This is a genomic window from Acidovorax sp. CCYZU-2555 (assembly GCF_018413525.1).
Taxonomy (GTDB): Bacteria; Pseudomonadota; Gammaproteobacteria; order Burkholderiales; family Burkholderiaceae_C; genus Comamonas.
This window is the reverse complement of the sequence record NZ_JAHCDD010000088.1, coordinates 1-22,460: the sequence shown is the minus strand read 5'-3', so window position 1 is coordinate 22,460 and position 22,460 is coordinate 1. Positions and strand designations below refer to the sequence as shown.

Below are 22,460 nucleotides of genomic sequence, written 5' to 3'. Positions count from 1 at the left end.
CCGCCCTACCAGCGCCCGCCGCTGTCCAAGGCCTGGCTCAAGGACAGCGCCGACACCGAATCGCTGCTGCTCAAGACGCCCGACTGGTACCGGGACAATGGCGTGGCGCTGCGCCTGGGCGGCACAGTCGAACAGATCGACGCAGGCGCCCAGCGCGTGCTGCTGGCCGGCGGCGAAACCGTCGCCTATTCGCAGCTGGTGTTCGCCACGGGCGCGGCGGCCCGCCGGCTGGCGCTGCCCGGCGCCGAACTGCAGGGCGTTGCCTGTCTGCGTGACCTGGGCGATGCCGCGCAGATCAAGGCGCAGCTGCGCGGCGCAAGGCGCCTGGCCGTCATCGGCGGCGGCTATATCGGCCTTGAAGTCGCGGCCACGGCGCGGCATTTCGGCGTCGAGGTGGTGGTGCTCGAACGCGAGCCGCGGCTGCTGTCGCGCTCGGCCTCGGCGCCTGTCGCCGACTGGCTGCACGGTCTGCACGCGGCGCAAGGCGTGGCCTTTCACTTCAACGCCGGCATCGCCGCGATCGAGGGCGCGACAGGCCAGGTCACGGGCCTGCGCCTGGCCGACGGTCGGCGCGAAGCCTGCGACATGGTGCTGGTCGGCATAGGCGCCGAACCCAACAGCGCGCTGGCCCAGGGCCTGGGCGCGGTCACCGAAGCCGGCATCGTGGTCGATGCCGAAGGCCGGACCTCGCTGCCGCAGGTCTGGGCCATAGGCGATGTCACGCGCCGCCCGCTCGCGCATTTCCCGGGGCTGTTCCGGCTCGAAAGCGTTCCCAGCGCCCTGGAGCAGGCCAGGCGCGTGGCCTGCGTGCTCGCCGGCCGCGAGTTGCCGGCGCACGAGCTGCCCTGGTTCTGGTCGGACCAGTACGCGACCAAGCTGCAGATCGCGGGAATGACCGCGCTGTCGGACACCACCGTGCTGCGCGGCGATCCGCTGGCGCACAAGTTCACGGTCTTCCATCTGCGCGCCGGCGTGCTGTGCGCCGCCGAATGCGTCAACAGCCCCGGCGAGTTCCTCGCCGCGAAGAAAGCGATTGCCGCCCAGGCCCGCCCCGACGCGCAGCGCCTGGCCGATGCAACCACGCCGCTCGCTCAGGCGTTTGCCCCGCCCGCGCAGCACGCCCTTGCCTCCACCCTCTGATCGAGCGCCACCATGCCCCACGTCACCTTCATCGAATTCAACGGCTCGCGGCACACGGTCACGGCAACGCCGGGGCAAAGCCTCATGCGCGCCGCCGTCGCGCACAGCGTTCCCGGCATAGACGCCGAATGCGGCGGGGCCTGCGCCTGCGCCACCTGCCATGTCTACATCGCCGACGACTGGCAGGCGCTGGTCGGCGCGGCGCAAGGCAACGAAAAGGAAATGCTGGACTTCGCCAACGAGGTCGGCCACGGCTCGCGGCTGGCCTGCCAGATCACCGTCTCCGCGGAAATGGACGGCCTCACGGTGCGCATGCCGCAGTCGCAAAGCTAGGCGCCCAAGGCAGGGCGCAAGCGCCTGCCGACTCCCTTTTCTTCCGCCCATTTTCACCGCCATTTTCCACCTGGAAAGGCGGTGGATTTGTCGCGCCTATTTGAGTGTCTACACTCTAATTAAACAAAATGAAAACTACCCACGAACGACGCACCAGGATCGCCATGCATTCACCATATCGGCGCACAAAGCGCAACATCAAAGGAAATACAGTGCTTTGACGAAGATCAAAGCCTGGGGTAAATACTCAAGAAAAACAATCCAAGGCTTCGTAATATTAAAGTGTTGTCACTCTATTTAAGCCATCGACAGAGGCGCAGCAAAAAGGTCCCGAAAAGTGGCCCGGTATTTGCATAGGAGACCCCGCGGAGGCTGCCATCCCCCACTTCAACGGGCAGCAACAAAGGAGCGTATATGTCTGTTCAAAGCAGCACGGTGGAATTTGTCGGCACGGCACGGGATGAGTTGCAGGGCGCCTATGCCAAGGTGACCTGGCGCCTGGTGCCATTCTTTTGTCTTTGTTATCTGGCGGCCTATCTGGACCGCATCAACGTGGGCCTGGCCAAGCTGCAGATGCTCAACGACCTGGGCTTCAGCGAAGCCGTCTACGGCCTGGGCGCGGGCCTGTTCTTCATCGGCTACATCCTGTTCGAGGTGCCCAGCAATCTGGTGCTGGCGAAGATGGGTGCGCGGCTGTGGATTGCGCGCATCATGATCACCTGGGGGCTGATTTCGGGCGCCACCTATCTGGTCACCACGCCCATGCAGTTCTATGTGCTGCGCTTTCTGCTGGGCGTGGCCGAGGCCGGGTTCTTTCCCGGCGTGATGCTCTATCTGACCTACTGGTATCCCACGCACAAGCGCAGCAGGATCATGGCGATGTTCCTGATGGGACTGCCGATGGCAAGTCTGGTCGGCGGCCCGCTGTCGGGCTGGATCATGACGGCCTTCGCCGGCACCATGGGCTATGCGGGCTGGCAATGGCTGTTCGTGCTGGAAGCCATACCTTCGGTGCTGCTGGGCATTCTGTGCCTCACTTATCTGCCCAACGGCATAGAAGCCGCGAAATGGCTGTCGCCGCGCGAAAAGCACTTGCTGCGCGACAGCCTCGACAACGACCAGCTTGCCGAGTCCCACCATTCGCTGTGGGCGGCGCTGTCCAGCGGCCGCGTCTGGCTGCTGGGCCTGATCGACCTGTCGCTGATGATGTCGGTCTACGCGATCAGCTTCTGGCTGCCGACCATCATGCGCGATGCGGGCGTGCGCGACACCTTCCACATCGGCCTGCTGACCGCGATTCCCAATGCGCTGGCCATCATCGCGCTGATCATGAACGGCGCGAGTTCCGACCGGCTGCGCGAGCGCCGCTGGCACATCGTCGTGCCGGCCTTCATCGGCGCCATGGGCATGGGCCTGAGCACGCTGTTCACCGACAACATCGCGCTCACCGTGACCATGTTCGCGCTCGCCACCGCGGGCATCACCGCGACCTTTCCGGTGTTCTGGTGCCTGCCCGCCACTTTTCTCACCGGCCCCGCGGCGGCCGCTGGCATTGCGCTGATCGCCTCCATCGCCAGCTTCGGCGGCTTTGCCGCGACCTACATCCTGGGCTGGCTCAGGGATGTGACCCATGGATCGAGTGCCGGCATCCTGCTTTTCGCAGGCTGCCTTCTGGTGGGCTGCGCGCTGACCCTCGCGCTGCCCAAACATGTCGTCAACCGATAGCCTTTTTCAGAAAGATTTCTGATCATGCATTGCGCAATTCCCGGCCCTCGCGGCGCCCTCGCCGCCTCCCTGCTGCTGTGCGCCAGCGCCAGCGCGGCCCCATGGAGCGACAACTCCATAGGCCTACGCCACGGCACGGGCTTCTCCGAAGCCGGTGTGGGCGACGCCATCCACAAGACCATCTACAACTTCTCGCATGCGAGCGGCGACCGGCTGGGCGGCAACTTCTTCACCGTCGACGTCTACAAGTCGGGCGGCAACGACCCCGCGGCCAACAGCGCCAGCGGCGCGCAGGAGATCTACGGCTTCTACCAGCGCACGTTCTCGCTGGCCGCGCTGACCGAGCACAGCGGCGGTTACGGCCCGCTCAAGGATGTCTCGCTGCTGCTGCGCGCCGACATGGGCAGCAAGAACACCGCCTTCGCGCCACGCCCGCGCAAGTACCGGCTGGGCCTGGTCGCGGCGCTGCCGGTCAGCGCCGGGTTCTGGGACCTGGGCCTGTCGATCTACAAGGAATCGAACCACAACGGCATCGTGGGCCGCGACGTGCGCTTCGACCCGACCTGGTCGCTGACCTCGGCCTGGAGTCTTGCGGCCGGCCCGGGCGCGTTCGGCGGTTTTCTCAGCGTCACCGGCCCCAAGGGCCGCGACGGATTCGGCAACAAGACCCGCACCGAAACCCTGCTGCGCGTGAACTACCTGTTCGATGTGGGCCGCGGCTTCAAGGCCGGCGTCGCCTACGAGTACTGGCGCAACATGTACGGCAATGACGAACGCCTGGACGCGACGCGCGGCTCCAAGGGCCGGCTGCCCATGCTCGTGGTCGAGCAGCATTTCTGAACGCTTCAAGCCCATAACAAGAGACATCCAAGGAACAACCATGGCTTCCAACATCGAATCAATGCCCGCGCAGGACATGTCGCTGCACGCGCTCGCGGCCGCGCATGCCAATGCCGCCGAACACGACGACTACGCACGCACCCGCGTTCCCGAGCACGCCAAGCGCGGCGCGGGCGCGGTGCTCAGCGTGCTGGTCGGCTTCGTCACCGCCTTCTTTTTCGTTCTGGTCGGCGGCCTGTTCCTCAACAAGGCGGGCGCGGTCTCGACCTGGATCGCGCTGGCGATCTCGTTCGTGCTGCTGATCGTGCTCACGCTGATCGTCTCGGGCACGGCCGCGCGCGAAGGCCTCACGGCCGAACTGCTCACGCGCGGCACGGGCTTCGGCGCCGTGGGCTCGGTGCTCACCACGCTGATCTATGCAGGCACCTTCGTGATCTATGCCGGCACCGAAGGCCAGATCCTGGCGCGCTCCATAGACCAGATCTGGGACCTGCCCGACAAGGTCTGGTATGTGTTCGTCGCGCTGATCTTCCTGCCCATGGCCTGGAACGGCATACGTTCCATGACCAGGATCCTCACCTGGACCGTGCCGGTCTACCTGGTGCTGCTGGTCTGGGCCATCGTCAACGCCTGGAACACCCATGGCGGCATGCCCAGCGGCATGTTCAGCGCCATGCCCGAAGGCGCGGTCGGCGGCGCGCTGGGCGTGATCGCCATCATTTCGGCGCTTTCGGGCACCGTGGGCATCAACCCCTTCGAGGCCGCCGACTACAACCGCTTCATCCGCGCCAGCGAGTTCCGGCGCAAGGCGCTGATCAGCGTGGTGCTGCCGTACGCGCTGCTGTTCTTCGGCGCGATGCCGCTGGGCATGTATTTCACGCTGATCACCAAGAGCGCCGACCCGTCAATCTACTTCATAGGCCTGATAGGCCTGCTTCCCGGCGTGGCGCTGGCCTGGGTGTCGCAGATCCGCGTGAACCTGACCAACATCCATGTGAGCTCGGTGGCCTTCGCCTCGGGCTCGGAGATCGTCGGCGCCAAATGGCTGGGCCGGCGCTTCTGGGTGCTGGCCGTCACCGCCGCCACCATCGCGCTGATGTGGTTCGACGTGCTGGGCAATCTCTATGCGTTCCTGCAATGGACCGGCATCTTCCTGCTGTCGTGGGTGGCCTGCGTGGTCGCCGACATCACGGTGGTGCGCGGCTGGCTCAAGATCGTCACCGGCCCCATCGAATACCGCAACAGCCATATCCGCCGCTACAACCCCGTGGGCATCTGCGCGCTGCTCGCGGGCAACCTCACGGCCTCGCTGATCTGGATCTATTCCAGCGACCCGGTCTGGAACGGGCTGTCGGCCTATGTGGGCTTCGCCGTGGCCTTCGTCTTGCATGTGGCGCTGGCTATACTGACCAAAGGCCGTACCTACTTTTCCGACCCCGGCGACCCGCGCCTGGCCGTGAACCGTGGCGCCGCAACCAGCGACGTGGAACAAACCTATGCATGACTCCCAGCTCGACCCCGTGATCAAGGCGCGCTTCACGGCCTTGAAAGGGGGGCGCGAATTCGCGTTCACCCGGCTCGATCCCGCGCGCACCGCCCACCTCGTCGTCGACATGCAAAACGGCTTTGTCGAAGCCGGCGCCATGCTCGAAGTGCCGCAGGCGCGCAATGTCGTTGGCAACATCAACACCGTGAGCCAGGCCCTGCGCGCGCGCGGCGGCGTCAATCTGTTCCTGCGCTTCAGCACGCGCACCACGGGCGATTGGTCGGTCTACTTCGAGCAGTTCATGGACCCGGCCGCGGGCCGCGCCGAAGTCGCCGACTTTCAGCCCGGCAGCCACGGCCATGCGCTCTACCCGCAGCTCGACGTACAGCCCGGCGACCTGGTCGTCGACAAGTACCGATTCAGCGCGTTCACACCGGGTTCGTCGAACACGCTCGAAGTGCTGCAGGCGCGCGGCATCGATACCGTGGTCATTTCGGGCACGCTCACCGACTGCTGCTGCGAAGCCACGGCGCGCGACGCCCAGCAGCTGGGCTTTCGCGTGGTCTTTCTCAGCGATGCCAACGCCGCGCTGACCGACGCCGAACACAATGCGGCGCTCAACTCGCTCGCGGCCTGGTATGCCGATATCCGCACGGCCGCGCAGGCCGTCGAGCTGGTGCGCGCGGGAATGCCTGCGCCGGTACCGGTCTGATTCGCTGCGCAAGGTCTTGCGGGATGGGAAAATGCAGGCTTCAGGGCCGGTCTTCCCCCCTCTCACTTTTACCCACCACGTCATCCCCAAAGATGACTCTCAAGGAAAAACACCATGAAATCACGCGCCGCCGTCGCCTTTGCCGCGGGACAACCATTGCAGATCGTCGAGATCGATGTCGAGCCGCCGCGCAAGGGTGAAGTCCTGGTCAAGATCACCCACACGGGCGTGTGCCACACCGACGCGTTCACGCTGTCGGGCGATGACCCCGAAGGCATCTTCCCCGCGGTGCTGGGCCATGAAGGCGCGGGCATCGTCGTCGAAGTCGGCGAAGGCGTGACCAGCGTCAAGCCCGGCGACCATGTGATTCCGCTGTACACCGCCGAATGCAAGGAATGCCTGTTCTGCAAGTCGGGCAAGACCAACCTGTGCGTCGCCGTGCGCGCGACCCAGGGCAAGGGCCTGATGCCTGACGGCACGACGCGCTTCTCCTACGAAGGCAAGCCCATCTACCACTACATGGGCTGCTCCACCTTCAGCGAATACACCGTGGTCGCCGAAGTCTCGCTGGCCAAGATCAACCCCGATGCAAATCCCGAGCAGGTCTGCCTGCTGGGCTGCGGCGTCACCACGGGCCTGGGCGCGGTGAAGAACACCGCCAAGGTCCAGCCCGGCGACAGCGTCGCCGTGTTCGGTCTGGGCGGCATAGGCCTGGCCGTGCTGCAGGGCGCGAAGCTGGCCCAGGCCGGCCGCATCATCGCCATCGACACCAATCCGTCGAAGTTCGAACTCGCGCGCACGTTCGGCGCGACCGACTGCGTCAACCCCAAGGACTTCGACAAGCCCATCCAGCAAGTCATCGTCGAGATGACCGGCTGGGGCGTGGACCACTCGTTCGAATGCATCGGCAACGTCAACGTGATGCGCGCGGCGCTCGAATGCGCGCACCGCGGCTGGGGCCAGTCGGTGATCATCGGCGTCGCCGGCTCGGGCCAGGAAATTTCCACCCGTCCCTTCCAGCTGGTCACCGGCCGGCGCTGGCTGGGCACGGCCTTCGGCGGCGTCAAGGGCCGTTCGGAGCTGCCGGGCATGGTCGAGGAAGCGATGCGCGGCGACATCCAGCTCGAGCCTTTCGTGACCCACACCATGCCGCTGACCGACATCAATGAAGCTTTCGATCTGATGCACGAAGGCAAGTCGATCCGCTCGGTGGTGAACTACGCCTAAGCCGCCACACCGGCGCAACCGAAACCGCCCGCGGCGCTGGTCGCGCTGGCGGTTTTTTGGCGTCTGGAACCACGGTGCGCACACATCGTCCGACAGACGGCATCCGCCGCGCCAGGACCGCCAACGAGAGTCCAACACAGATCGAAATTGCTGCGCGAAATCGGGAATGCAACGGATGCCTGGCGACGATCGGCTCGCATCTATCAGAGACTTCCGGGGAAGAGAATATGAAACTAGGCGCTCCAGCGTCGAAAGTGGCATTGGCGCATGTAGAGATGTGCACAATGGTTGGCCGTCCACCGTCCACAAGCAAGAAGCTCAAATCAAAGTACTCGATTTCCTATTCACGTTTCAATCGCATGCCGAAGTTGCACGGCACCATGCCCGTAGACTACATCGGCCTTGTGGCTGCGATGGTGCGCACGGCGGCGGCGGGCAAAGTGGTGAGCGTTACGTCCACAACGGCCACAAGTTTTTTGGCCGATAGCGTGCTTCAATACTTGAGTTCGACGGCCCACGGAGTGTCGATCAGCCAAGATTTCCATGAACTCAAGGATTTTGTGGGAACGGCTTATACGGGTGTTCTCGGCGCCGGGCTTTGCTACATGTGGATGCTGCACGATGGCTACGTCTGGAAAGCGCACTATGAAGAGATCGTCATCGCCCATGGCTCAGGGAAGGCAGTGCCTGAACCCGACTTTGTATTTGCAAAGACCGGTGACATTGCCATCGTCGAATCCAAAGGCACCGGGCGAAAACTAGTAAGTGCCGTGACTGCTGCCAAGAATGGGTATCTGCATCAAGTCGAGCCGGGAGCCCGTCGTGCTTTGCATGGCGGTATCTTTGCTTCGCGCGGCTACGCTTTCGGGACAGCCTTGAATACGACCATTGGTGCGGGATCCTCTTGCATAGAGATGGCCTGCATATTTCGGAACTATTCACCGCCTCCGAAGGCTTTAGCGGGGTGCAAGCCTAGCGTCCCGGTTGCGCCAAACCCGCATCAACCACTTTCAGCAGGTCTGCAGCTTGTACGTAAGGCGAACTATGCCGAGTTGTACCGCCAGCTCGGGCTGGACAGCAAGCAAATTGCCAGCGTAGTGCAGTCGCTCCACCAAGGCGATCAGACGCTGTTTCAATCGCCCCATCGCTTTCGTCTGATGATAGATGGTGAAGCATGGACTGCTTGGCTTGCCTTGCCGTTTGGAATCATCCGCGGCATCGAACGCGGACAATACCCCGAGGCGCTCGCTGAAGCGCAACGCGCTAGAGGCCCAACAGTGGTAGGCGGTCAAGACCCCTCGCTGATCTTCGTCAACTTTCCTGATCACAGCAGAGTGCTTTTCCGCAAAGAGGAGACGCGCGATCCGCATATCTCGGCGGAGTAAGCCCCACGAAACCATACGCGGGCTAGCCGGGTTACATAGCGAAGTCCACACATCGGCACACCCATGGTCTAGCGCCGGCGCGGCGGCGCCGTGCTCCAGACGATCAGCGCCAGCAGCGCGACTTGAAACGGCAGGCGCGCCACCAGCAGCCAGTAAGGCACGGCCGGGAAATCGGCGGCGTTGTGCAGCATGACGATGTTGGCGGGCGTCACGGCCAGCGTCAGCAGCGCCAGGCCCCACCCTGCGCTGCGCCGCGTGGGCCGCCAGAGAATGCCGATGGCGCCCAGCAGCTCCAGCACGCCGGTGACCAGCACCGCTTCGCGCGGCCAGGGAATCCAGGCGGGAACAATGCGCATCTCGGCCTCGGTGAAGGCGAAATGGGCGATGCCGCCAAGAAAGAACCAGAGGAATACAAAGCCCAGGCCGGCCTTGCGGCCCGGGCTCAGAGGTGTGGTGGGATTCATGGCGGCATTCCTTGGACGTGGGCGGCATGCCAGTGTGCTGGAAATCGCGGCGACCGGCTTATCCAGCAGACCGCATTACTCGGCAAAGGTTTCCTGCAAAGCCGCCAGCGTCGCGCTCAAGGTCCTGGCCGATACGCTGCCCAGCTTCTTCACCAGCCGCACTTTGTCCACGGTCCTGAGCTGGTCCAGCACGATCAGCCCCTTGGTGCCGCCATGGGTCACGGGCACCCTGAACGGCGCGGCAAAGCCCTTGGACGTCATGGGCGCGACGATCACGGTGCGCAGCGCAGCGTTCATTTCCGCCGGAGACACCACGACGCAGGGGCGCGACTTCTGAATTTCGCTGCCCACCGTGGGGTCGAGGTTCACCTGCCAGATTTCACCGCGTTTCACCACGCAAGCTCCGAGTCCGCGGCGTTGGAGAACTCGCCCATCAGCAAGGCGTCATCGCCCGCTGCGGCGATGGCCTCGGCCGCTTGCGCCCAGCCGGCACGCACCGGCTTGACCGGCTTGCGCAAAACGATGGCGCCGTTTTCAACGGCCACCACAGCCACTGTTTCGTCGTCCAGGCCGACCTGGGCCAGCAAGGCCTTGGGCAGTACCACGCCCTTGCTGTTGCCGATGCTGCGAATGGCAATTTCCATAGGACACCCCATCAAAAGTTATAACAATGTTATTCCATTTGAATGGCATGTCAATGCCCGGTCGATGCCAGGCAAGCGGCCAGGAGGCCTAGAACGTCCCGCGCAGCGTCACCATCGCATTGCGCGGCAGGCCCTGCATGTTGCCCGAGTAGATCGAGCTCACGGTCTGGTAGTAGCGCTTGTCGAGCACGTTGTTCACGTTGAGGCTCAGGCTCCAGTGGGGATCGATGCGGTACTGCAGCATCAGATCCCACAGCGCATGGCCAGGCTGGGTGAAGTCGTAGTTTGCCGTAGCTCCGCCGGCGTTGGTCACCGTGCCCGAGACGAACTGCGCGCTCTGCACGCGGCCGCTGCCGCCCACGCGCCAGCGCGACCATTCTCCGGGCAGGGTGTAGACCGTCGACAGCTTGAGCAGGTGGCGCGGCGTGATGCTGCTGTAGATCGCGTTCTCGGTCTTGTCCCGGGTCTTGTTGAAGGTGTAGCCGGCAGCGACCTGCCAGCCCGCGGCGAGCTGGCCGCCGACTTCCACGTCGAAGCCCTGGCTCGTGACCTTGCCCTGGGGCAGATAGCAGCAGCTCGCGCCCCAGAGGCTGTAGTCTTCCGCATAGCGTTCATCGAGCACGGCCGTGCCCGTGCGTTCGACGTTGAACATGCTGAACGTCGCATTCAGCTTGCCGTCCATCAGTTCGCCCTTGAGCCCGGCCTCGTAGCTCTTGCCCTTGATGGGCGCCAGCGGCGCGCCGGGCTGCGGGCCCGACATCATCAGCGCCTGCGGCTTGAAGATCGATGAGTAGCTGGCATAGGCCGACCATTGCGGCGTGAGATCGTAGATCACGCCGCCATAGGGCGTGACCTTGGCCTTTTCCTCGAACGACTTGGCCGACCAGGGGCGCGTGCTGCCCGCGGCGTCGAGGATGTCGGACATGGTCTGGGTGAACTTGTAGCGGCTCACGCGCGCGCCGACGATCACATGCAGCCGGTCGCTGGGGTTCAGGCGCAGCACGCCATAGCCGCCCACCTGCTCCTGGCCCCAGGGCGCGTAGCGCTCGCTCAGGTTCAGGTTGAACTGGTCGAACTGCGGCGTCCAGGGCCGCATGTCGAACACATTGGCGCCCACGGTGCCGCTGTCGGCAAAGCTCAGGTTCTGCCAATGGCTGCGCACGCGCTGCCAGTCCAGACCCAGCAGCAACTCATGCGTGCGGCCCAGCGCCGTGAACGGGCCGCTGAGGTTGAAGTCGACGATGTCCTGGGTGTTCGACGAGTCCAGCAGACCGCCGCGCCAGACCGGGCCGGTGAGCGTCTGCGGATCGACCGGGCCCGACAGCGTGCTCCACTGGCGGTTCTGTTCGGTCTGCGCATGCGAGGCATTGAATTTGAGCTGCCAATGGTTGTCGAAGCGGTGGGCGAGCTGGGCAAACACTTCCTGGTTCTTGTAATGGAAGAACGACCAGTCGTTGGAGAACACCGTATGGGCGGGCAGGCCCAGATCGCGGCCGTCGGTGAAGCGCGGCAGGCCCGCGTAGTCGCCGGTCTGCTTGACCTTGCCATATGACGCGCCCACGGTCAGCAGCGTGCTGGGCGTGAGATCGGCCTCGAGCACGCCGTAAAGCGATGGCTTTTCCTGGCTCACGTAATCGAAATAGGAGTTGCCGTCCTGGTAGGCCAGCACCGCGCGCCCGCGCACGCTGCGCTCGGCGTTCAGCGGTCCGGTCACATCGATTTCGGTGCGGCGCTGGTCCCAGCTGCCGGCCGACAGCGACACATCGACCTGGGCCTGGGCCAGCGGCTTCTTGCGCACCAGGTTGATGATGCCGCCCGGATCGCCCACGCCGCCCAGCAGGCCCGAGGCGCCACGCATGACTTCGACGCGGTCATAGAAAGCCATGTCCTGCTGGGGCTGGTAGGTGTAGGCGCCCAGCGCCAGCGGCGCGCCGCCATCGACCTGCATGCTCGTGACCTGGAAGCCGCGCGAGTAGTAGCGGCCCGAATTGTCGGCAACGATCACGCCGGGCGTCAGCGCCAGCGCCTGCTCCACGTCGACGACCTTCTTGTCGTCCATCAGCTGGCGCGTGATCACCGACACCGACTGCGGAATCTCGCGAAACGACTGGTCGGTCTTGGAGGCGATGCTGGTGATCTGGTTGGTGTACGAGCCCGTGCCTTCGGTCGTGCCGTTGGCGGCGCGGCGCGCCTGCACGCGGATTTCGGCCAGCGAGCGCACTGGCGCGGCGCCCGCGGCCTGCGCGACCGGGGCCTGGCGCTGGAACACATAGACGCCATTGGGCTGCTGCACGGCGCGCACGCCCGTGCCCTGCAGCAACGCGTCCAGGCCGCTGCGCACGCTGTGGCTGCCCTTGAGGCCGGCGCTTTTGAGCCCGGCCACGGTTTCGGGCGCGAACGCCAGCACCAGGCCCGCATCCTGGCCGAAGCGGTTGAGCGCGTCTTCGAGCGGCCCGGCCGGAATGTCGAAGCTGCGCGCGGGCGCGGTCTGCGCCTGGGCAGCGCCCGAAGCCAGCAGCAGGGGCGCGGTCGCGGCCAGTTGCGCCGCGGCCAGGGCCAGCGCGCTGGGCAGGAAGGAAAGAGGGAGCGTGCGGCAGTGCCGCGCGGCGCAATGGGCCATGAAAGTGTTCCTTGTGTGCGGTGCAGGAGCAGCAAGATTTCTGCTCTCGTTATCCCTGTCGCACGACTTGAAAAAACAGCTCAGGCGATCGCCGTTTTTTTCATCCGGCATCGCGCCGTGCCAGCCGCACCTGCACCACCTGCTGCCCCCAGAACCGGGTCTGGGTCTCGATCTGCAGCTGCAGCGTGGCGCTCAGCGACTCCAGGATCAGCGGAATCTGCGCCACCGGGTAAGCGCCGGAAACGCGCAGATCGGCCACGGCGTCGCTGCAGACGATCGGGTGCGCGCTGTAGCGGCTGAGCTGGGCCAGCAGGTCGGCGAGCCGCATGCCCTTGGCGATCAGCGTGCCCTGCACCCATGAGCGCTCGGCATCTCCCGCGGGCTGGGGCATGTCGACGGACTGCGCGCTCAAACCCGCGCCCTGCCCGGCGCGCAGCACCCGCGCGGGCGATCCGGCCACAGCCGGCGTGATTTCCACCGCGCCCTCGAACACGCGCACCACAGCGCGCTCGCCCGCGGTGTGCACGGTGAACTGCGTGCCCAGCGCCCGGGCCAGGCCTTGCGGCATCTCGACCACAAAGCGCCGGCCCGGGTCCTTGGCCGTCACCACATGGATCTCGCCGCGCAGCAGCACGATGCGCCGCTCGGTCGCGCCCAGGCGCACGTCGATCGCGGTGTCGGTGTTGAGCACCAGCGCGCTGCCGTCGGCCAGCACGATGCGCCGCTGCTCGCCGGGGCGCGTGCGGTAGTCCGCGGCCCATTGGCGCCAGGGCGTGCGCTGCTCCACGGTATAGGCCGCGGCGCCGCCGAACAGCAGCACGGCCAGCGCCTGGACGCTGCGCCTGCGGGCGCGCGAGCGCGCCGACAGCGTCGCATGCGCCACGGCCGCCGCGCCCGCAACGCCCGACAGGCCGCCGAGCCGGCTGCGCACGCTTTCGATGCGCTGCCAGGCGGCTTCATGCGCGGGGTGGGCCGCGCGCCAGTCGCTCCAGGCCTGGCGCAGCGCGGGCGTGACCGGCCCGGACTGCAGCTCCAGCATCCATTCGACGGCGCGGCGTGCCACATGCGCGGGAATCTCCTGCACAGCCTGCGTCATGGCGCGACCGCGAAGATGCAATGCATTCCGGCCTTGACCAGATGGCGCTTGACGGTGGCCAGCGAAATGCCGAGTTCCTGCGCAATCTCGGCCTGCTTGAGGCCGTCGAGCTGGCTCAGCAAAAACGCCTTGCGCACCACGGCCGGCAGGCCATCGAGCAGACGATCGATTTCCACCAGCGTCTCGAGCAGCAGGGCGCGCTCCTCGGGCGAAGCCGCGAACTGCGGCGCGCAATGCGCGAGGGCCTCGAGGTAGGCGCGCTCGAGCTGCTGGCGCCGGTAATGGCTGAACAGCGCGCGCTGCGCCACGGTGGTCAGGAAAGCGCGCGGCTCGCGCGCCTCCACGGGCACTTCGCGCGACAGCAGGCGCACGAAAATATCGTGGGCGATATCCGCGGCCTGGTGGGCGTCACCGAGGCGATTGCGCAGCCAGGCGCTCAGCCAGCGATGGTGTTCGTTGTAGAGACCCGCGACTTCGCGGTGGGCGGGGTCCACGGTGACGGGCATGCGATGTTTCCGCAGAAAAGGGCAGGATGCCCACGGTTACAAATGATAATCGTTCCCATTCTAACCACTAGCGTGCACGCAAGCGCCCATAGTGCATCACCACCATGCCCGCGATCGCCAGCAATCCCCCCGCGACCAGCGGAAAACTCAGCGGCTCATCGAGCCACAGGCTGGAAAACAGCAGACCGAAGACCGGCACCAGCGCCATGTAGCCCGCGGCCGCGCCCGCACCCAGTTCCTTGACGCCCTGAAAATACCAGGCATAGGCCAGCGCCGTCGAGCCCAGGGCCAGCGCCACCAGGCACAGCCAGACCGATTGCGGCGCCTGCGCGAGTGCGGGCCAGGCCGAAGGGCCTTCGATGGACAGGCTCGCGACCAGCAGCATGGCCGTGCCCATCACGGCCGTCACCGTCGACGTCGTCACGGCATCGATGCTGGCGAGCACCACCCGCCCTATCAAGGTATAGGCGACCCAGCAGATGACGCAGCCCAGCAGCAGCAGCTCGCCCAGCCCCAGCGGGCCGGTCAGCACATCGGCACGCGCACCGCTGCTGATGGCCCAGGCCGCGCCCGCGATCGCCATCGCCACGCCCAGGCCTATCGTCCAGTTGAGCGCTTCGCGAAACAGCAAGGCCGCGAGCAGCAGCGTCATGGCGGGGTTGAGCGTGATCACGATCGCCGCCTTGCCCGCGGGCACGAGTTGCAGCGCGAACAGGAAAAAAGTCGAATAGCCCAGCACGCCGGCGGCCGAAGCGGCCGCCATGCCCAGCCATTGCCGCGGCTGCATACGCGCGAGCGCGGGCAAGCGCCCGCTGCGCTGCATCCACAGCAGCAGCACGACGCTGGCGAGCAGGAAGCGCAGGCTGGCCGCGGCCAGCGGCGGCATGGCCTGGGCAACGACGCGCCCCCAGGGCCAGGAGGCGCCCCATAGTGCAGCCATGCCTATCAAGCCCATATGGGTGGAGTATTTGGATCGGATCATGGGTCGTTAATATCCACGCATTCCGGCGCTGAAAGAGCAATCTGCGCAACAGTTTCGCGCAATTCGCCGAAAAATCATCGGCCATCGGCATTCCAGTCGGCCACCCGTATAATAAGAACCATTCTCATTAAAATCTCCATCGCGCCATGCCAGCCGGCCCTGCCCTTTCGCTTGAGACTCCCGTCGATCCGGTGCAAAAGCTTTATGCAGCCCACCACGGCTGGCTGGTCGCGCGGCTGCGGCGCAAGCTGGGCTGTGCCTGGGACGCGGCCGATCTGGCGCAAAGCACTTTTGTGCGCGTGCTCACGGCCAGGGGCTTGCCGCTGGACGAAGTGCTGGAGCCGCGCGCCTATCTGACGACCATCGCCCAGCGCCTGCTGTCCAACCATTTGCGCCGCCGGCAGATCGAGAACGCCTACATGGAGGCCCTGGCCTCACTGCCCGAACCCGTGGCGCCGCCGCCCGAAACGCAGTTGATGGTGCTGGAAACGCTGGTCGCGATCGACCGGCTGCTCGGCGGCCTGCCCGTGGTCGCGCGCAAGGCGTTCTTGCTGTGGCGGCTCGAAGACCTGACGCAGGAAGAGATCGCCGCGGAGCTGGGCATTTCGCGCACCAGCGTGCGCCGCCATCTGGCCCACGCCGCTGAGCGCTGCTACTTTGCCGAGAGCCTCTGACATGCCGCCGGCCGAGACCGCAGCGCCCGCCATTGCGCCGCATATCGCCCGCGCCGCCGTGCATTGGCTGCTCGAACTGAGCCCAGGCGATACACAGACGCGCGAGCAATGGCAGGCCTGGCTGGACGCCGACCCGCGCCACCAGCAAGCCTGGCAGCGCATCGCCCAGGTCGACGGCCAGTTGCGCGGCGTGCCGACGCTGCTGGCCTTGCAGACCCTGGCCGCACCGGGCCTGGCGCGCCGCCATGCGGTGCGGCTGGCCGTGCTGCTCACCGCGGGCGCGGGCGGGCTGCTGGCCGCGCGCCACAGCGGCCTGGGTGCGCAGGCCTGGCATCAAGTGAGTGCCGATTTGTCGACCATCACCGGCGAACAGCGCGAAACCCGGCTCGCCGATGGCACGCGGCTGTGGCTGGACACCGGCTCGGCCGTCGATCTGCATTTCAGCGCCAGCGAACGGCTGATCGTGCTGCGCGCGGGCGAAATCCTGGTGCACAGCGCCCCCGACCCGCAACCCGATCCGGCCACGCGCGCGCCGCGCCCCTTGCGCGTGCGCACCAGCGAAGGCACGGCGCGCGCCATAGGCACGCGCTTCACCGTGCGCCAGCGGGACGGCATCACCAGCCTGGGCGTGCTCGAAGGCCAGGTGGAATTGCAGCCGCGGCAAGCAACAAGCCAGGCCGTGCGGCTGTCGGCGGGTGCGCTCGGTCATTTCACCGACGCCGCCGTGCTGCGTGAAGAACCGCTGCCCGACGGCGCGGGCGCCTGGGCCCAGGGCATGCTGGTCGTCGACGACATGCCGCTGGCGAAGTTCATTGCGGAACTGTCGCGCTACCGGCCCGGCCTGCTGCGCTGCGCGCCCGATGCGGCGCAGCTGCGTGTTTCGGGCAGCTATCCGCTGGCCGATACCGACCGCGTGCTGCAGGCGCTCACGCGGTCGCTGCCGGTGCGCGTACACAGCCGCACGCGCTGGTGGGTGATGGTCGAGCGGCGCGGATAGCGGCCGACCGCTTTGCTCAGCTGGAGGTCTTCATGATGACCAGACCGGTGACGATCAGCACCGCGGCCAGAATGCGCATCGGGCTCGCGGCCTCGCCCAGGGCCACGATGCCGACCACGAACGCGCCCACGGCGCCGATTCCGGTCCAGATCGTATAGGCCGTGCCCAAGGGCAGCGAGCGCATGGAGATAGACAGCAGCGCAAAGCTGATGATCATGGCGACGATGGTGATCGCCGAATAGCCGACCTTGGTGAAACCCTCCGAGAGCTTCATGGTGAACGCCCAGACGATTTCGAACAGACCCGCAACTACCAGATAAACCCAAGCCATATGGCCCTCCTGAAGCGTCGAGTCGTCCCGACAAAAAAAGATGGCCAGCGATGGCTGAGGTCGTCCCCAGCTTCTGATTCTATCGGCGCTCACGCCAGGATGCACGCAAATTTCACAGGTCATGCGGCGCTGCCAGGGCCGCAATGGCGCCCGCCAGCCGCTGCATGCCTTCATCGATCTGCGCCAGCGTAAGGCTTGCATAACCCAGTATCAGGCCCGCGGGCCGCGGCGCCATGGCGCTCGGCGGCCGCGCGAACAGCGGCGACACCGCATAGACGCCCACGCCTGCGGCGCGCGCGGCGGCGATCAGCTGCGGCTCGTGCCGGGGCAGCAATGCCGGCAGCCACAGCACCAGATGCAGGCCGGCCGCGCTGCCCGATGCCTTGGCATCGCCCGGCAGGTGGCGGCGGATCGCGTCGAGCAGCGCCTGGCGCCGGCGCTCGTTCTCGCGGCGCATGCGCCGCACATGGCGTTCATAGGCGCCGCTGCCCAGCAGCGCGGCCAGCACGCGCTGCTCGATCACCGGCGCATGCCGGTCGGCCAGCCGCTTGGCCTTGCGGAACAAGGGCACCAGGCTCGCAGGCAGCACCAGATAGGCCAGGCGCAGCTGCGGCGACAGCGCCTTGGAGAACGTGCCTATGTAGATCACGCGGCCGTCGGTGTCTATCGACTGCAGCGCGTCTATCGGCCGCTGGCCGTAGCGGAACTCGCCGTCATAGTCGTCCTCGATGACCCAGGCATTGTGCGCGCGCGCCCATTGCAGCAGCGCCTGGCGTCGGCCTATGGGCAGCACGCCGCCCAGCGGAAACTGGTGCGAAGGCGTGACATAGGCCAGCCGCATCTGCGCGTCGGCAGGCAGGCTGTCGCTGTCCAGACCCAGCGAATCGACGGGCACGGGCACGCCGCGCGCGCCGCTGGCTTCGAAGCAGCGCCGTGCCATGACATAGCCCGGGTCCTCGAACACATAGGCGCTGCCCGGCTCGAGCAGCAGCCGCGCGCACAGGTCTATGCCCTGCTGCGCGCCCTGCACGATCAGAATCTGTTCAGCCGAGCAAGCCAGGCCGCGGGCGCGGCGCAGATAGCCTTGCAGCGCCTGGCGCAGTCCGCTGTCGCCTTCGGGCGCGGCGTAGTAGAGGCTGGGCTGCTGGCGCAGCAGTTCGCTCTGGTAGGCGCGCTTCCAGGCCAGCGTGGGAAAGTCGCGCGCCGCCACGGCGCCGTAGAGAAAATCGATGCGTGCCGGCGCCGCTGCCGATGTCTGGGCCGTCAGCAGTTCCATGCCGGCGACGCGCTGAGCGTAAGCCGACAGGGCACACGCCAGCCGGGGTTCGGTTTCTGTCGCCTTCCGAGCCGACACCTTCTGCGCGAGCGGCGCCGCAACGCGCGCCGCTCGGCCTGGCGCCGTGGCCAGAAAGCCTTCGGCCGCCAGCTGTTCATAGGCCACGGTGACCGTGCTGCGTGCCACGCCCAGGTCAGCGGCCAGCGCGCGCGTGGAAGGCAGGCGCGCGCCCACGGCCAGGCTGCCGTCGGCGATCTGCGCGCGCAGCAATGCGTAGACGCGCCTGCCGCCGCCGTTCGCGCCTCTGCGGCGGTCTGTCGAGGTCTGCAACTGGCTCATATGAATGCAAGAAAACTGGATCTTGTGATTGTGCCGCGCGCAAGCGAAAGTAGGCACCTCTGGAGACCTTCATGTACATCCCCGCGCACTTTTCCGAAACCCGGCCCGAAGAACTCACGCGCATCATCCGCGAGAACCCGCTGGGCATTCTGGTCACCCACGGCGCGCCCGGCCTCGATGCCAACCACCTGCCGTTCGAGTTCGATGCAGGCGCGGGCGAGCACGGACTGCTCACCGCCCATGTGGCGCGCGCCAACCCGCTGTGGCAGCAATGCCCCACAGGCACGCCGGTGCTGGTCGTCTTTCGCGCGGCCGACGGCTATGTCTCGCCCAACTGGTATCCGAGCAAGCACAAGGCGCACAGACAGGTGCCGACCTGGAACTATGAAGTGGTGCACGCCCATGGCGTGTTGACGATTCGCGACGACGAACGCTTTGTGCGCGGCATGGTCGGCAAGCTCACGCGCCGCCATGAAGCCGCCGAGCCCCAGCCCTGGAAGATGTCCGACTCTGCACCCGATTTCATCGACAGCCTGCTGCGCAATATCGTCGGCATCGAGATCGCCGTGACTTCGCTGGTGGGCAAGCGCAAGCTGAGCCAGAACAAGGAAGCGCGCGACCAGGCCGGCGCGGTGCAGGCGCTGCGCGAGCGCGGCAATGGCGCACTCGCGCAGGTGATGGGCAGCGCCCCCTGAGTCAAATTACACGCAACCCTTTCGCGTCGATCACCGCTTCGCCGTCTTCCTTGACAAAGGCCTGCTGCTGGGGCCGGGGCAAGATGTCCAGCACCGCCTCGGACGGCCGGCACAGCCGCGTGCCCAGCGGCGTGGCGACGATGGGCCGGTTGATCAGCACTGGGTGGGCCAGCATGAAATCGATCAGCTGCGCATCGCTCCACTTCGCGTCGGCCAGGCCCAGTTCGTCATAGGACGTGCCCTTTTGCCGCAACAGATCGCGCACGCAAATGCCCATGGCGGCGATCAGCTGCTGCAGCGTCGCGCGGTCGGGCGGCGTCTTGAGGTACTCGACGACCTGCGGGTGCTCGCCGCTGTTGCGTATCAGCGCCAGCACATTGCGCGAAGTGCCGCAGGCCGGGTTGTGGTAAATCGTGATGTCGCTCATGGCGATTCCTTTCAGGAGAACAGACTCAGTCGCAGCGCCAGCGCCGCCAGGGTCACAAGCAGCACCGGCAGCGTGAGCACGGCGCCGACCTTGAAGTAGTAGCCCCAGCCTATGCGCATGCCTTTTTGCGCCAGCACATGCAGCCACAAGAGCGTCGCGAGACTGCCGATCGGCGTGATCTTGGGGCCCAGATCGCAGCCGATGACATTCGCGTAGACCATGGCCTCCTTGACCACACCCGTGGCCGTCGAGGCATCGATAGCCAGCGCGCCGATCAGCACCGACGGCAAGTTGTTCATCACCGACGACAGCAGGGCCGACAGCAGGCCGACGCCCATGGCCGCGCCCCAGACGCCGCCCTGGGCAAAGACATCGAACAGCGACGCCAGGCCGGCGGTCAGCCCCGCATTGCGCAGGCCATACACCACCAGGTACATGCCCAGCGAGAAAACCACGATCTGCCAGGGTGCGCCGCGCATCACCTTGCGCGTGCTGATGGCCCGGCCCCGGCCCGCAACGATCAGCAGCAGCACGGCCGCGACCGCGGCCACGGCGCTGACCGGAACGCCCAGGGGCTCGAGCGCGAACATGCCGACCAGCAGCAGGGCCAGCACCACCCAGCCCGCGCGGAACGTCGCGCGGTCGCGAATCGCCGCGGCCGGCGCCTTGAGCTGTGCCAGCTCGTAGCGCGCGGGAATGCTGCGCCGGAAGAACAGCATCAGCATGCCCAGACTGGCCAGCACCGCGACCAGGTTGACGGGCAGCATCACGGCCGCGTAGTCGTTGAAGCCGATGCGGAAGAAGTCGGCCGAGACGATGTTCACCAGGTTGGACACCACCAGCGGCAGGCTCGCGGTGTCGGCGATGAAGCCCGCGGCCATGACGAAGGCCAGCGTGGCCGCGGGCGAAAAGCCCAGGGCCAGCAGCATGGCCATGACGATGGGCGTGAGAATCAGCGCCGCGCCGTCGTTGGCGAACAGCGCCGAGACCGCCGCGCCCAGCAGCACGATGAACGCGAACAGCCGCGGGCCCCGGCCTGCGCCCCAGCGCGCCACATGCAGCGCCGCCCATTCGAAGAAGCCGGCTTCATCGAGCACCAGGCTGATGATGATGATCGCGACAAACGTCGCGGTCGCGTTCCAGACAATGCCCCAGACCACGGCGATATCGGCCAGGTGCACCGCGCCCAGCAGCAGCGCGGCCGCCGCGCCCAGGCAAGCGCTCCAGCCTATGCCCAGGCCGCGCGGCTGCCAGATGACCAGCACCAGCGTGGCGATGAAAATCAACAAGGCGGTCAGCATGGTTCACCTTGGCAGGAAGCCACCGCGGGCAGGCAGGCCTGGCCCTGGCAGCAGTTTTCGCTGAGGTAGGCGAGCAAATCGTTCATCGCGGGAAACACCGCGCGGTACAGCACATTGCGGCCCTGGCGCTGCTGGCTCACGAGTTCGGCATGGGCCAGCTCCTTGAGATGGAACGACAGCGCATTGGCGGCGATGCCCAGCTGCGCGGCCAGGGCGCCGGGCGTCAGGCCTTCGGGGCCGGCAACCACCAGCGCGCGGAATACGCGCAGCCGGGCTTCATGGGCCAGCGCGGCGAGGGAACGAATGGCTTGGGTTTCTTGCATGAACCGATAATACAACAACTGTTGAATCATTGAATCAATAGGCATTGAACATTGATCGAAACGCCGCCGACCCTGCCCTTCGCGGATAATTCCCCCTTTCCATGTTCTGGAAACAGGTCAGCCACGCCCCGTCGAAGCCCGCCTGTCCATGGCCTTTTCTCTGACTCCTGGGCGTGCTCTGCCGTTGTTTGAACACTATTACCGCGAACTGCTGAACTTTCTGGCGCGCAAGGTCGGTGACCGTGATCTGGCCGCCGATATCGCGCAGGAAAGCTATTCGCGCGTCTACGCCGTGCCCGACCGCGACGCCGTGGCCGAGCCGCGCGCGCTGCTCTACACCACGGCGCGCAATTTCGTGACCGACCACCACCGGCGCACGGCCACGCGCCTGCAGGTCGAAGTCGCACTGCAGCAAGAGGAAAGCGGTTTAGCCGCGGGCCTGGGCCCGGCATCGGCCGAGCCCGAGGCCGTGCTCGCCGGGCGCCAGCGGCTCGCGGCGATCGAGCAAGTGGTGGCCCAGCTGCCGCCGCGCGCACGCGAAGCTTTCGTGCTGTATAAACTCGACGGCCTGAGCCGGCCCGAAGTCGCGGCGATCATGGGCGTGGGCGTCAAGACCGTCGAAACCCACCTCGAAGTGGCGATGCGCGCCTGCCAGCGCCGCCTGCAGGAGCTCGACGGCGAGCTGCCCGCCGCCGCGCCGCGCCCGGCCAGGAAAACCCGGAGTTCGCCATGAGCGCGAGCCCCATGCCAAGAAAGAGCCCTGTTCGATGATGTCCAACGCGCGCCGCGGCGACGAGCTCGTAGCCTGGTTCCTGCGCCGCCATGCGGCGCAATGGACGGCGGACGACGAACAGGCTTTTCAGGATTGGCTGGCCGTGCCCGAAAACCAGGCGGCCTATGCGCGCTGGGAAGCCGACTGGCAGCTGATGGATGCGAT

Annotated in this window: 25 protein-coding genes; 13 read left to right on the top strand and 12 right to left on the bottom strand. The window is 66.3% G+C overall.

Annotated elements, in window-relative coordinates; translation table 11 throughout:
* From KHY18_RS23285 to KHY18_RS23250, 8 genes are all read left to right on the top strand, one after another.
* On the top strand, positions 1 to 1,140 hold a 1,140-nt coding region (locus KHY18_RS23285), incomplete at its 5' end, for an NAD(P)/FAD-dependent oxidoreductase (protein WP_213305615.1).
* A gap of 12 nt (positions 1,141 to 1,152) precedes the next feature.
* Positions 1,153 to 1,473: a 2Fe-2S iron-sulfur cluster-binding protein gene (locus KHY18_RS23280; RefSeq protein ID WP_213305613.1), complete on the top strand. Its 321-nt coding sequence runs from the start codon at positions 1,153 to 1,155 to the stop codon at positions 1,471 to 1,473.
* 414 nt (positions 1,474 to 1,887) lie between these two features.
* Positions 1,888 to 3,198, top strand: coding sequence for an MFS transporter (locus KHY18_RS23275; protein ID WP_213305610.1), 1,311 nt, complete (start codon positions 1,888 to 1,890; stop codon positions 3,196 to 3,198).
* 24 nt (positions 3,199 to 3,222) lie between these two features.
* Entirely contained in the window at positions 3,223 to 4,038 is an 816-nt protein-coding gene (locus KHY18_RS23270; protein WP_213305607.1) for a hypothetical protein, read from the top strand.
* A 40-nt stretch (positions 4,039 to 4,078) separates the two neighbouring features.
* The gene (locus tag KHY18_RS23265; RefSeq protein WP_213305604.1) at positions 4,079 to 5,542 is read left to right on the top strand and encodes a purine-cytosine permease family protein; all 1,464 of its coding nucleotides are present in this window, start codon (positions 4,079 to 4,081) and stop codon (positions 5,540 to 5,542) included.
* Entirely contained in the window at positions 5,535 to 6,236 is a 702-nt protein-coding gene (locus tag KHY18_RS23260) for a cysteine hydrolase family protein (RefSeq protein WP_213305601.1), read from the top strand. Before KHY18_RS23265 ends, KHY18_RS23260 begins: the two co-directional genes overlap by 8 nt.
* A gap of 114 nt (positions 6,237 to 6,350) precedes the next feature.
* Entirely contained in the window at positions 6,351 to 7,463 is a 1,113-nt protein-coding gene (locus tag KHY18_RS23255) for an S-(hydroxymethyl)glutathione dehydrogenase/class III alcohol dehydrogenase (protein WP_213305600.1), read from the top strand.
* Between the two features lie 74 nt (positions 7,464 to 7,537).
* Positions 7,538 to 8,848 (top strand): hypothetical protein, encoded by a 1,311-nt coding sequence (locus KHY18_RS23250; RefSeq protein WP_213305597.1) that lies wholly within the window; start codon positions 7,538 to 7,540, stop codon positions 8,846 to 8,848.
* 68 nt (positions 8,849 to 8,916) lie between these two features.
* On the opposite strand, the gene KHY18_RS23245 is transcribed toward KHY18_RS23250, so the two are convergent.
* The 7 genes from KHY18_RS23245 to KHY18_RS23215 all read right to left on the bottom strand — a co-directional run bounded on the left by KHY18_RS23245 (position 8,917) and on the right by KHY18_RS23215 (position 15,160).
* The gene (locus KHY18_RS23245; protein WP_249729335.1) at positions 8,917 to 9,312 is read right to left on the bottom strand and encodes a DoxX family protein; all 396 of its coding nucleotides are present in this window, start codon (positions 9,310 to 9,312) and stop codon (positions 8,917 to 8,919) included.
* Between the two features lie 75 nt (positions 9,313 to 9,387).
* Entirely contained in the window at positions 9,388 to 9,708 is a 321-nt protein-coding gene (locus KHY18_RS23240) for a type II toxin-antitoxin system PemK/MazF family toxin (RefSeq protein ID WP_213305594.1), read from the bottom strand.
* On the bottom strand, positions 9,702 to 9,956 hold the full coding sequence (locus KHY18_RS23235) for an AbrB/MazE/SpoVT family DNA-binding domain-containing protein (protein WP_213305591.1): 255 nt from the start codon (positions 9,954 to 9,956) through the stop codon (positions 9,702 to 9,704). The genes KHY18_RS23240 and KHY18_RS23235 overlap by 7 nt, the downstream gene beginning before the upstream one ends.
* 88 nt (positions 9,957 to 10,044) lie before the next feature.
* Positions 10,045 to 12,576 carry a TonB-dependent siderophore receptor gene (locus KHY18_RS23230; protein WP_213305588.1) on the bottom strand — a complete coding sequence of 844 codons (2,532 nt, stop codon included), beginning with the start codon at positions 12,574 to 12,576 and terminating at the stop codon, positions 10,045 to 10,047.
* A gap of 100 nt (positions 12,577 to 12,676) precedes the next feature.
* Positions 12,677 to 13,672, bottom strand: coding sequence for a FecR domain-containing protein (locus KHY18_RS23225; RefSeq protein ID WP_213305585.1), 996 nt, complete (start codon positions 13,670 to 13,672; stop codon positions 12,677 to 12,679).
* Complete coding sequence (locus KHY18_RS23220) at positions 13,669 to 14,178, bottom strand: sigma-70 family RNA polymerase sigma factor (protein ID WP_213305581.1); 510 nt, start codon at positions 14,176 to 14,178, stop codon at positions 13,669 to 13,671. The genes KHY18_RS23225 and KHY18_RS23220 overlap by 4 nt, the downstream gene beginning before the upstream one ends.
* 67 nt (positions 14,179 to 14,245) lie before the next feature.
* Positions 14,246 to 15,160: a DMT family transporter gene (locus KHY18_RS23215; protein ID WP_213305578.1), complete on the bottom strand. Its 915-nt coding sequence runs from the start codon at positions 15,158 to 15,160 to the stop codon at positions 14,246 to 14,248.
* Positions 15,161 to 15,306: 146 nt separating this feature from the next.
* On the opposite strand from KHY18_RS23215, the gene KHY18_RS23210 reads away from it, so the two are divergent.
* Positions 15,307 to 15,834 carry a sigma-70 family RNA polymerase sigma factor gene (locus tag KHY18_RS23210; RefSeq protein WP_213305575.1) on the top strand — a complete coding sequence of 176 codons (528 nt, stop codon included), beginning with the start codon at positions 15,307 to 15,309 and terminating at the stop codon, positions 15,832 to 15,834.
* Between the two features lies 1 nt (position 15,835).
* On the top strand, positions 15,836 to 16,831 hold the full coding sequence (locus KHY18_RS23205) for a FecR domain-containing protein (protein ID WP_213305574.1): 996 nt from the start codon (positions 15,836 to 15,838) through the stop codon (positions 16,829 to 16,831).
* 16 nt (positions 16,832 to 16,847) lie between these two features.
* Here KHY18_RS23205 and KHY18_RS23200 read toward each other — a convergent pair whose 3' ends face one another.
* Together KHY18_RS23200 and pdxR are read right to left on the bottom strand one after the other, a co-directional pair.
* The gene (locus tag KHY18_RS23200) at positions 16,848 to 17,162 is read right to left on the bottom strand and encodes a DMT family transporter (protein ID WP_213305573.1); all 315 of its coding nucleotides are present in this window, start codon (positions 17,160 to 17,162) and stop codon (positions 16,848 to 16,850) included.
* Between the two features lie 112 nt (positions 17,163 to 17,274).
* A complete protein-coding gene (gene pdxR, locus KHY18_RS23195) occupies positions 17,275 to 18,777 on the bottom strand; it encodes a MocR-like pyridoxine biosynthesis transcription factor PdxR (protein WP_213305572.1) in 1,503 nt (500 codons plus the stop codon).
* A 71-nt stretch (positions 18,778 to 18,848) separates the two neighbouring features.
* Between pdxR and KHY18_RS23190 the strand changes: the two genes are divergently transcribed.
* Entirely contained in the window at positions 18,849 to 19,472 is a 624-nt protein-coding gene (locus KHY18_RS23190) for an FMN-binding negative transcriptional regulator (protein WP_213305571.1), read from the top strand.
* A 1-nt stretch (position 19,473) separates the two neighbouring features.
* Here the strand turns inward: KHY18_RS23190 and arsC are convergent, their stop codons facing one another.
* From arsC to KHY18_RS23175, 3 genes are read right to left on the bottom strand one after another with little or no spacing between them, the layout of a single operon-like run.
* Positions 19,474 to 19,899 carry an arsenate reductase (glutaredoxin) gene (arsC, locus tag KHY18_RS23185; RefSeq protein ID WP_213305570.1) on the bottom strand — a complete coding sequence of 142 codons (426 nt, stop codon included), beginning with the start codon at positions 19,897 to 19,899 and terminating at the stop codon, positions 19,474 to 19,476.
* An 11-nt stretch (positions 19,900 to 19,910) separates the two neighbouring features.
* Positions 19,911 to 21,200, bottom strand: coding sequence for an arsenic transporter (locus KHY18_RS23180; protein ID WP_213305568.1), 1,290 nt, complete (start codon positions 21,198 to 21,200; stop codon positions 19,911 to 19,913).
* Positions 21,194 to 21,523 (bottom strand): ArsR/SmtB family transcription factor, encoded by a 330-nt coding sequence (locus tag KHY18_RS23175; RefSeq protein WP_213305566.1) that lies wholly within the window; start codon positions 21,521 to 21,523, stop codon positions 21,194 to 21,196. Before KHY18_RS23175 ends, KHY18_RS23180 begins: the two co-directional genes overlap by 7 nt.
* Before the next feature lie 184 nt (positions 21,524 to 21,707).
* Here KHY18_RS23175 and KHY18_RS23170 point away from each other — a divergent pair, with 184 nt between their 5' ends.
* Complete coding sequence (locus KHY18_RS23170) at positions 21,708 to 22,256, top strand: sigma-70 family RNA polymerase sigma factor (RefSeq protein ID WP_213305564.1); 549 nt, start codon at positions 21,708 to 21,710, stop codon at positions 22,254 to 22,256.
* Positions 22,257 to 22,290: 34 nt separating this feature from the next.
* On the top strand, positions 22,291 to 22,460 hold a 170-nt coding region (locus tag KHY18_RS27465), incomplete at its 3' end, for a DUF4880 domain-containing protein (protein WP_213305617.1).

Coding starts and splice junctions, on each gene's coding strand:
- KHY18_RS23190 (WP_213305571.1), top strand. CDS start 18,849: ATGTACATCCCCGCGCACTTTTCCGAAACCCGGCCCGAAGAACTCACG.
- KHY18_RS23225 (WP_213305585.1), bottom strand. CDS start 13,672: ATGACGCAGGCTGTGCAGGAGATTCCCGCGCATGTGGCACGCCGCGCC.
- KHY18_RS23230 (WP_213305588.1), bottom strand. CDS start 12,576: ATGGCCCATTGCGCCGCGCGGCACTGCCGCACGCTCCCTCTTTCCTTC.
- KHY18_RS23210 (WP_213305575.1), top strand. CDS start 15,307: ATGCCAGCCGGCCCTGCCCTTTCGCTTGAGACTCCCGTCGATCCGGTG.
- KHY18_RS23270 (WP_213305607.1), top strand. CDS start 3,223: ATGCATTGCGCAATTCCCGGCCCTCGCGGCGCCCTCGCCGCCTCCCTG.
- KHY18_RS23265 (WP_213305604.1), top strand. CDS start 4,079: ATGGCTTCCAACATCGAATCAATGCCCGCGCAGGACATGTCGCTGCAC.
- KHY18_RS23200 (WP_213305573.1), bottom strand. CDS start 17,162: ATGGCTTGGGTTTATCTGGTAGTTGCGGGTCTGTTCGAAATCGTCTGG.
- KHY18_RS23255 (WP_213305600.1), top strand. CDS start 6,351: ATGAAATCACGCGCCGCCGTCGCCTTTGCCGCGGGACAACCATTGCAG.
- KHY18_RS23275 (WP_213305610.1), top strand. CDS start 1,888: ATGTCTGTTCAAAGCAGCACGGTGGAATTTGTCGGCACGGCACGGGAT.
- pdxR (WP_213305572.1), bottom strand. CDS start 18,777: ATGAGCCAGTTGCAGACCTCGACAGACCGCCGCAGAGGCGCGAACGGC.
- KHY18_RS23215 (WP_213305578.1), bottom strand. CDS start 15,160: ATGATCCGATCCAAATACTCCACCCATATGGGCTTGATAGGCATGGCT.
- arsC (WP_213305570.1), bottom strand. CDS start 19,899: ATGAGCGACATCACGATTTACCACAACCCGGCCTGCGGCACTTCGCGC.
- KHY18_RS23220 (WP_213305581.1), bottom strand. CDS start 14,178: ATGCCCGTCACCGTGGACCCCGCCCACCGCGAAGTCGCGGGTCTCTAC.
- KHY18_RS23175 (WP_213305566.1), bottom strand. CDS start 21,523: ATGCAAGAAACCCAAGCCATTCGTTCCCTCGCCGCGCTGGCCCATGAA.
- KHY18_RS23260 (WP_213305601.1), top strand. CDS start 5,535: ATGCATGACTCCCAGCTCGACCCCGTGATCAAGGCGCGCTTCACGGCC.
- KHY18_RS23280 (WP_213305613.1), top strand. CDS start 1,153: ATGCCCCACGTCACCTTCATCGAATTCAACGGCTCGCGGCACACGGTC.
- KHY18_RS23205 (WP_213305574.1), top strand. CDS start 15,836: ATGCCGCCGGCCGAGACCGCAGCGCCCGCCATTGCGCCGCATATCGCC.
- KHY18_RS23245 (WP_249729335.1), bottom strand. CDS start 9,312: ATGAATCCCACCACACCTCTGAGCCCGGGCCGCAAGGCCGGCCTGGGC.
- KHY18_RS23235 (WP_213305591.1), bottom strand. CDS start 9,956: ATGGAAATTGCCATTCGCAGCATCGGCAACAGCAAGGGCGTGGTACTG.
- KHY18_RS23180 (WP_213305568.1), bottom strand. CDS start 21,200: ATGCTGACCGCCTTGTTGATTTTCATCGCCACGCTGGTGCTGGTCATC.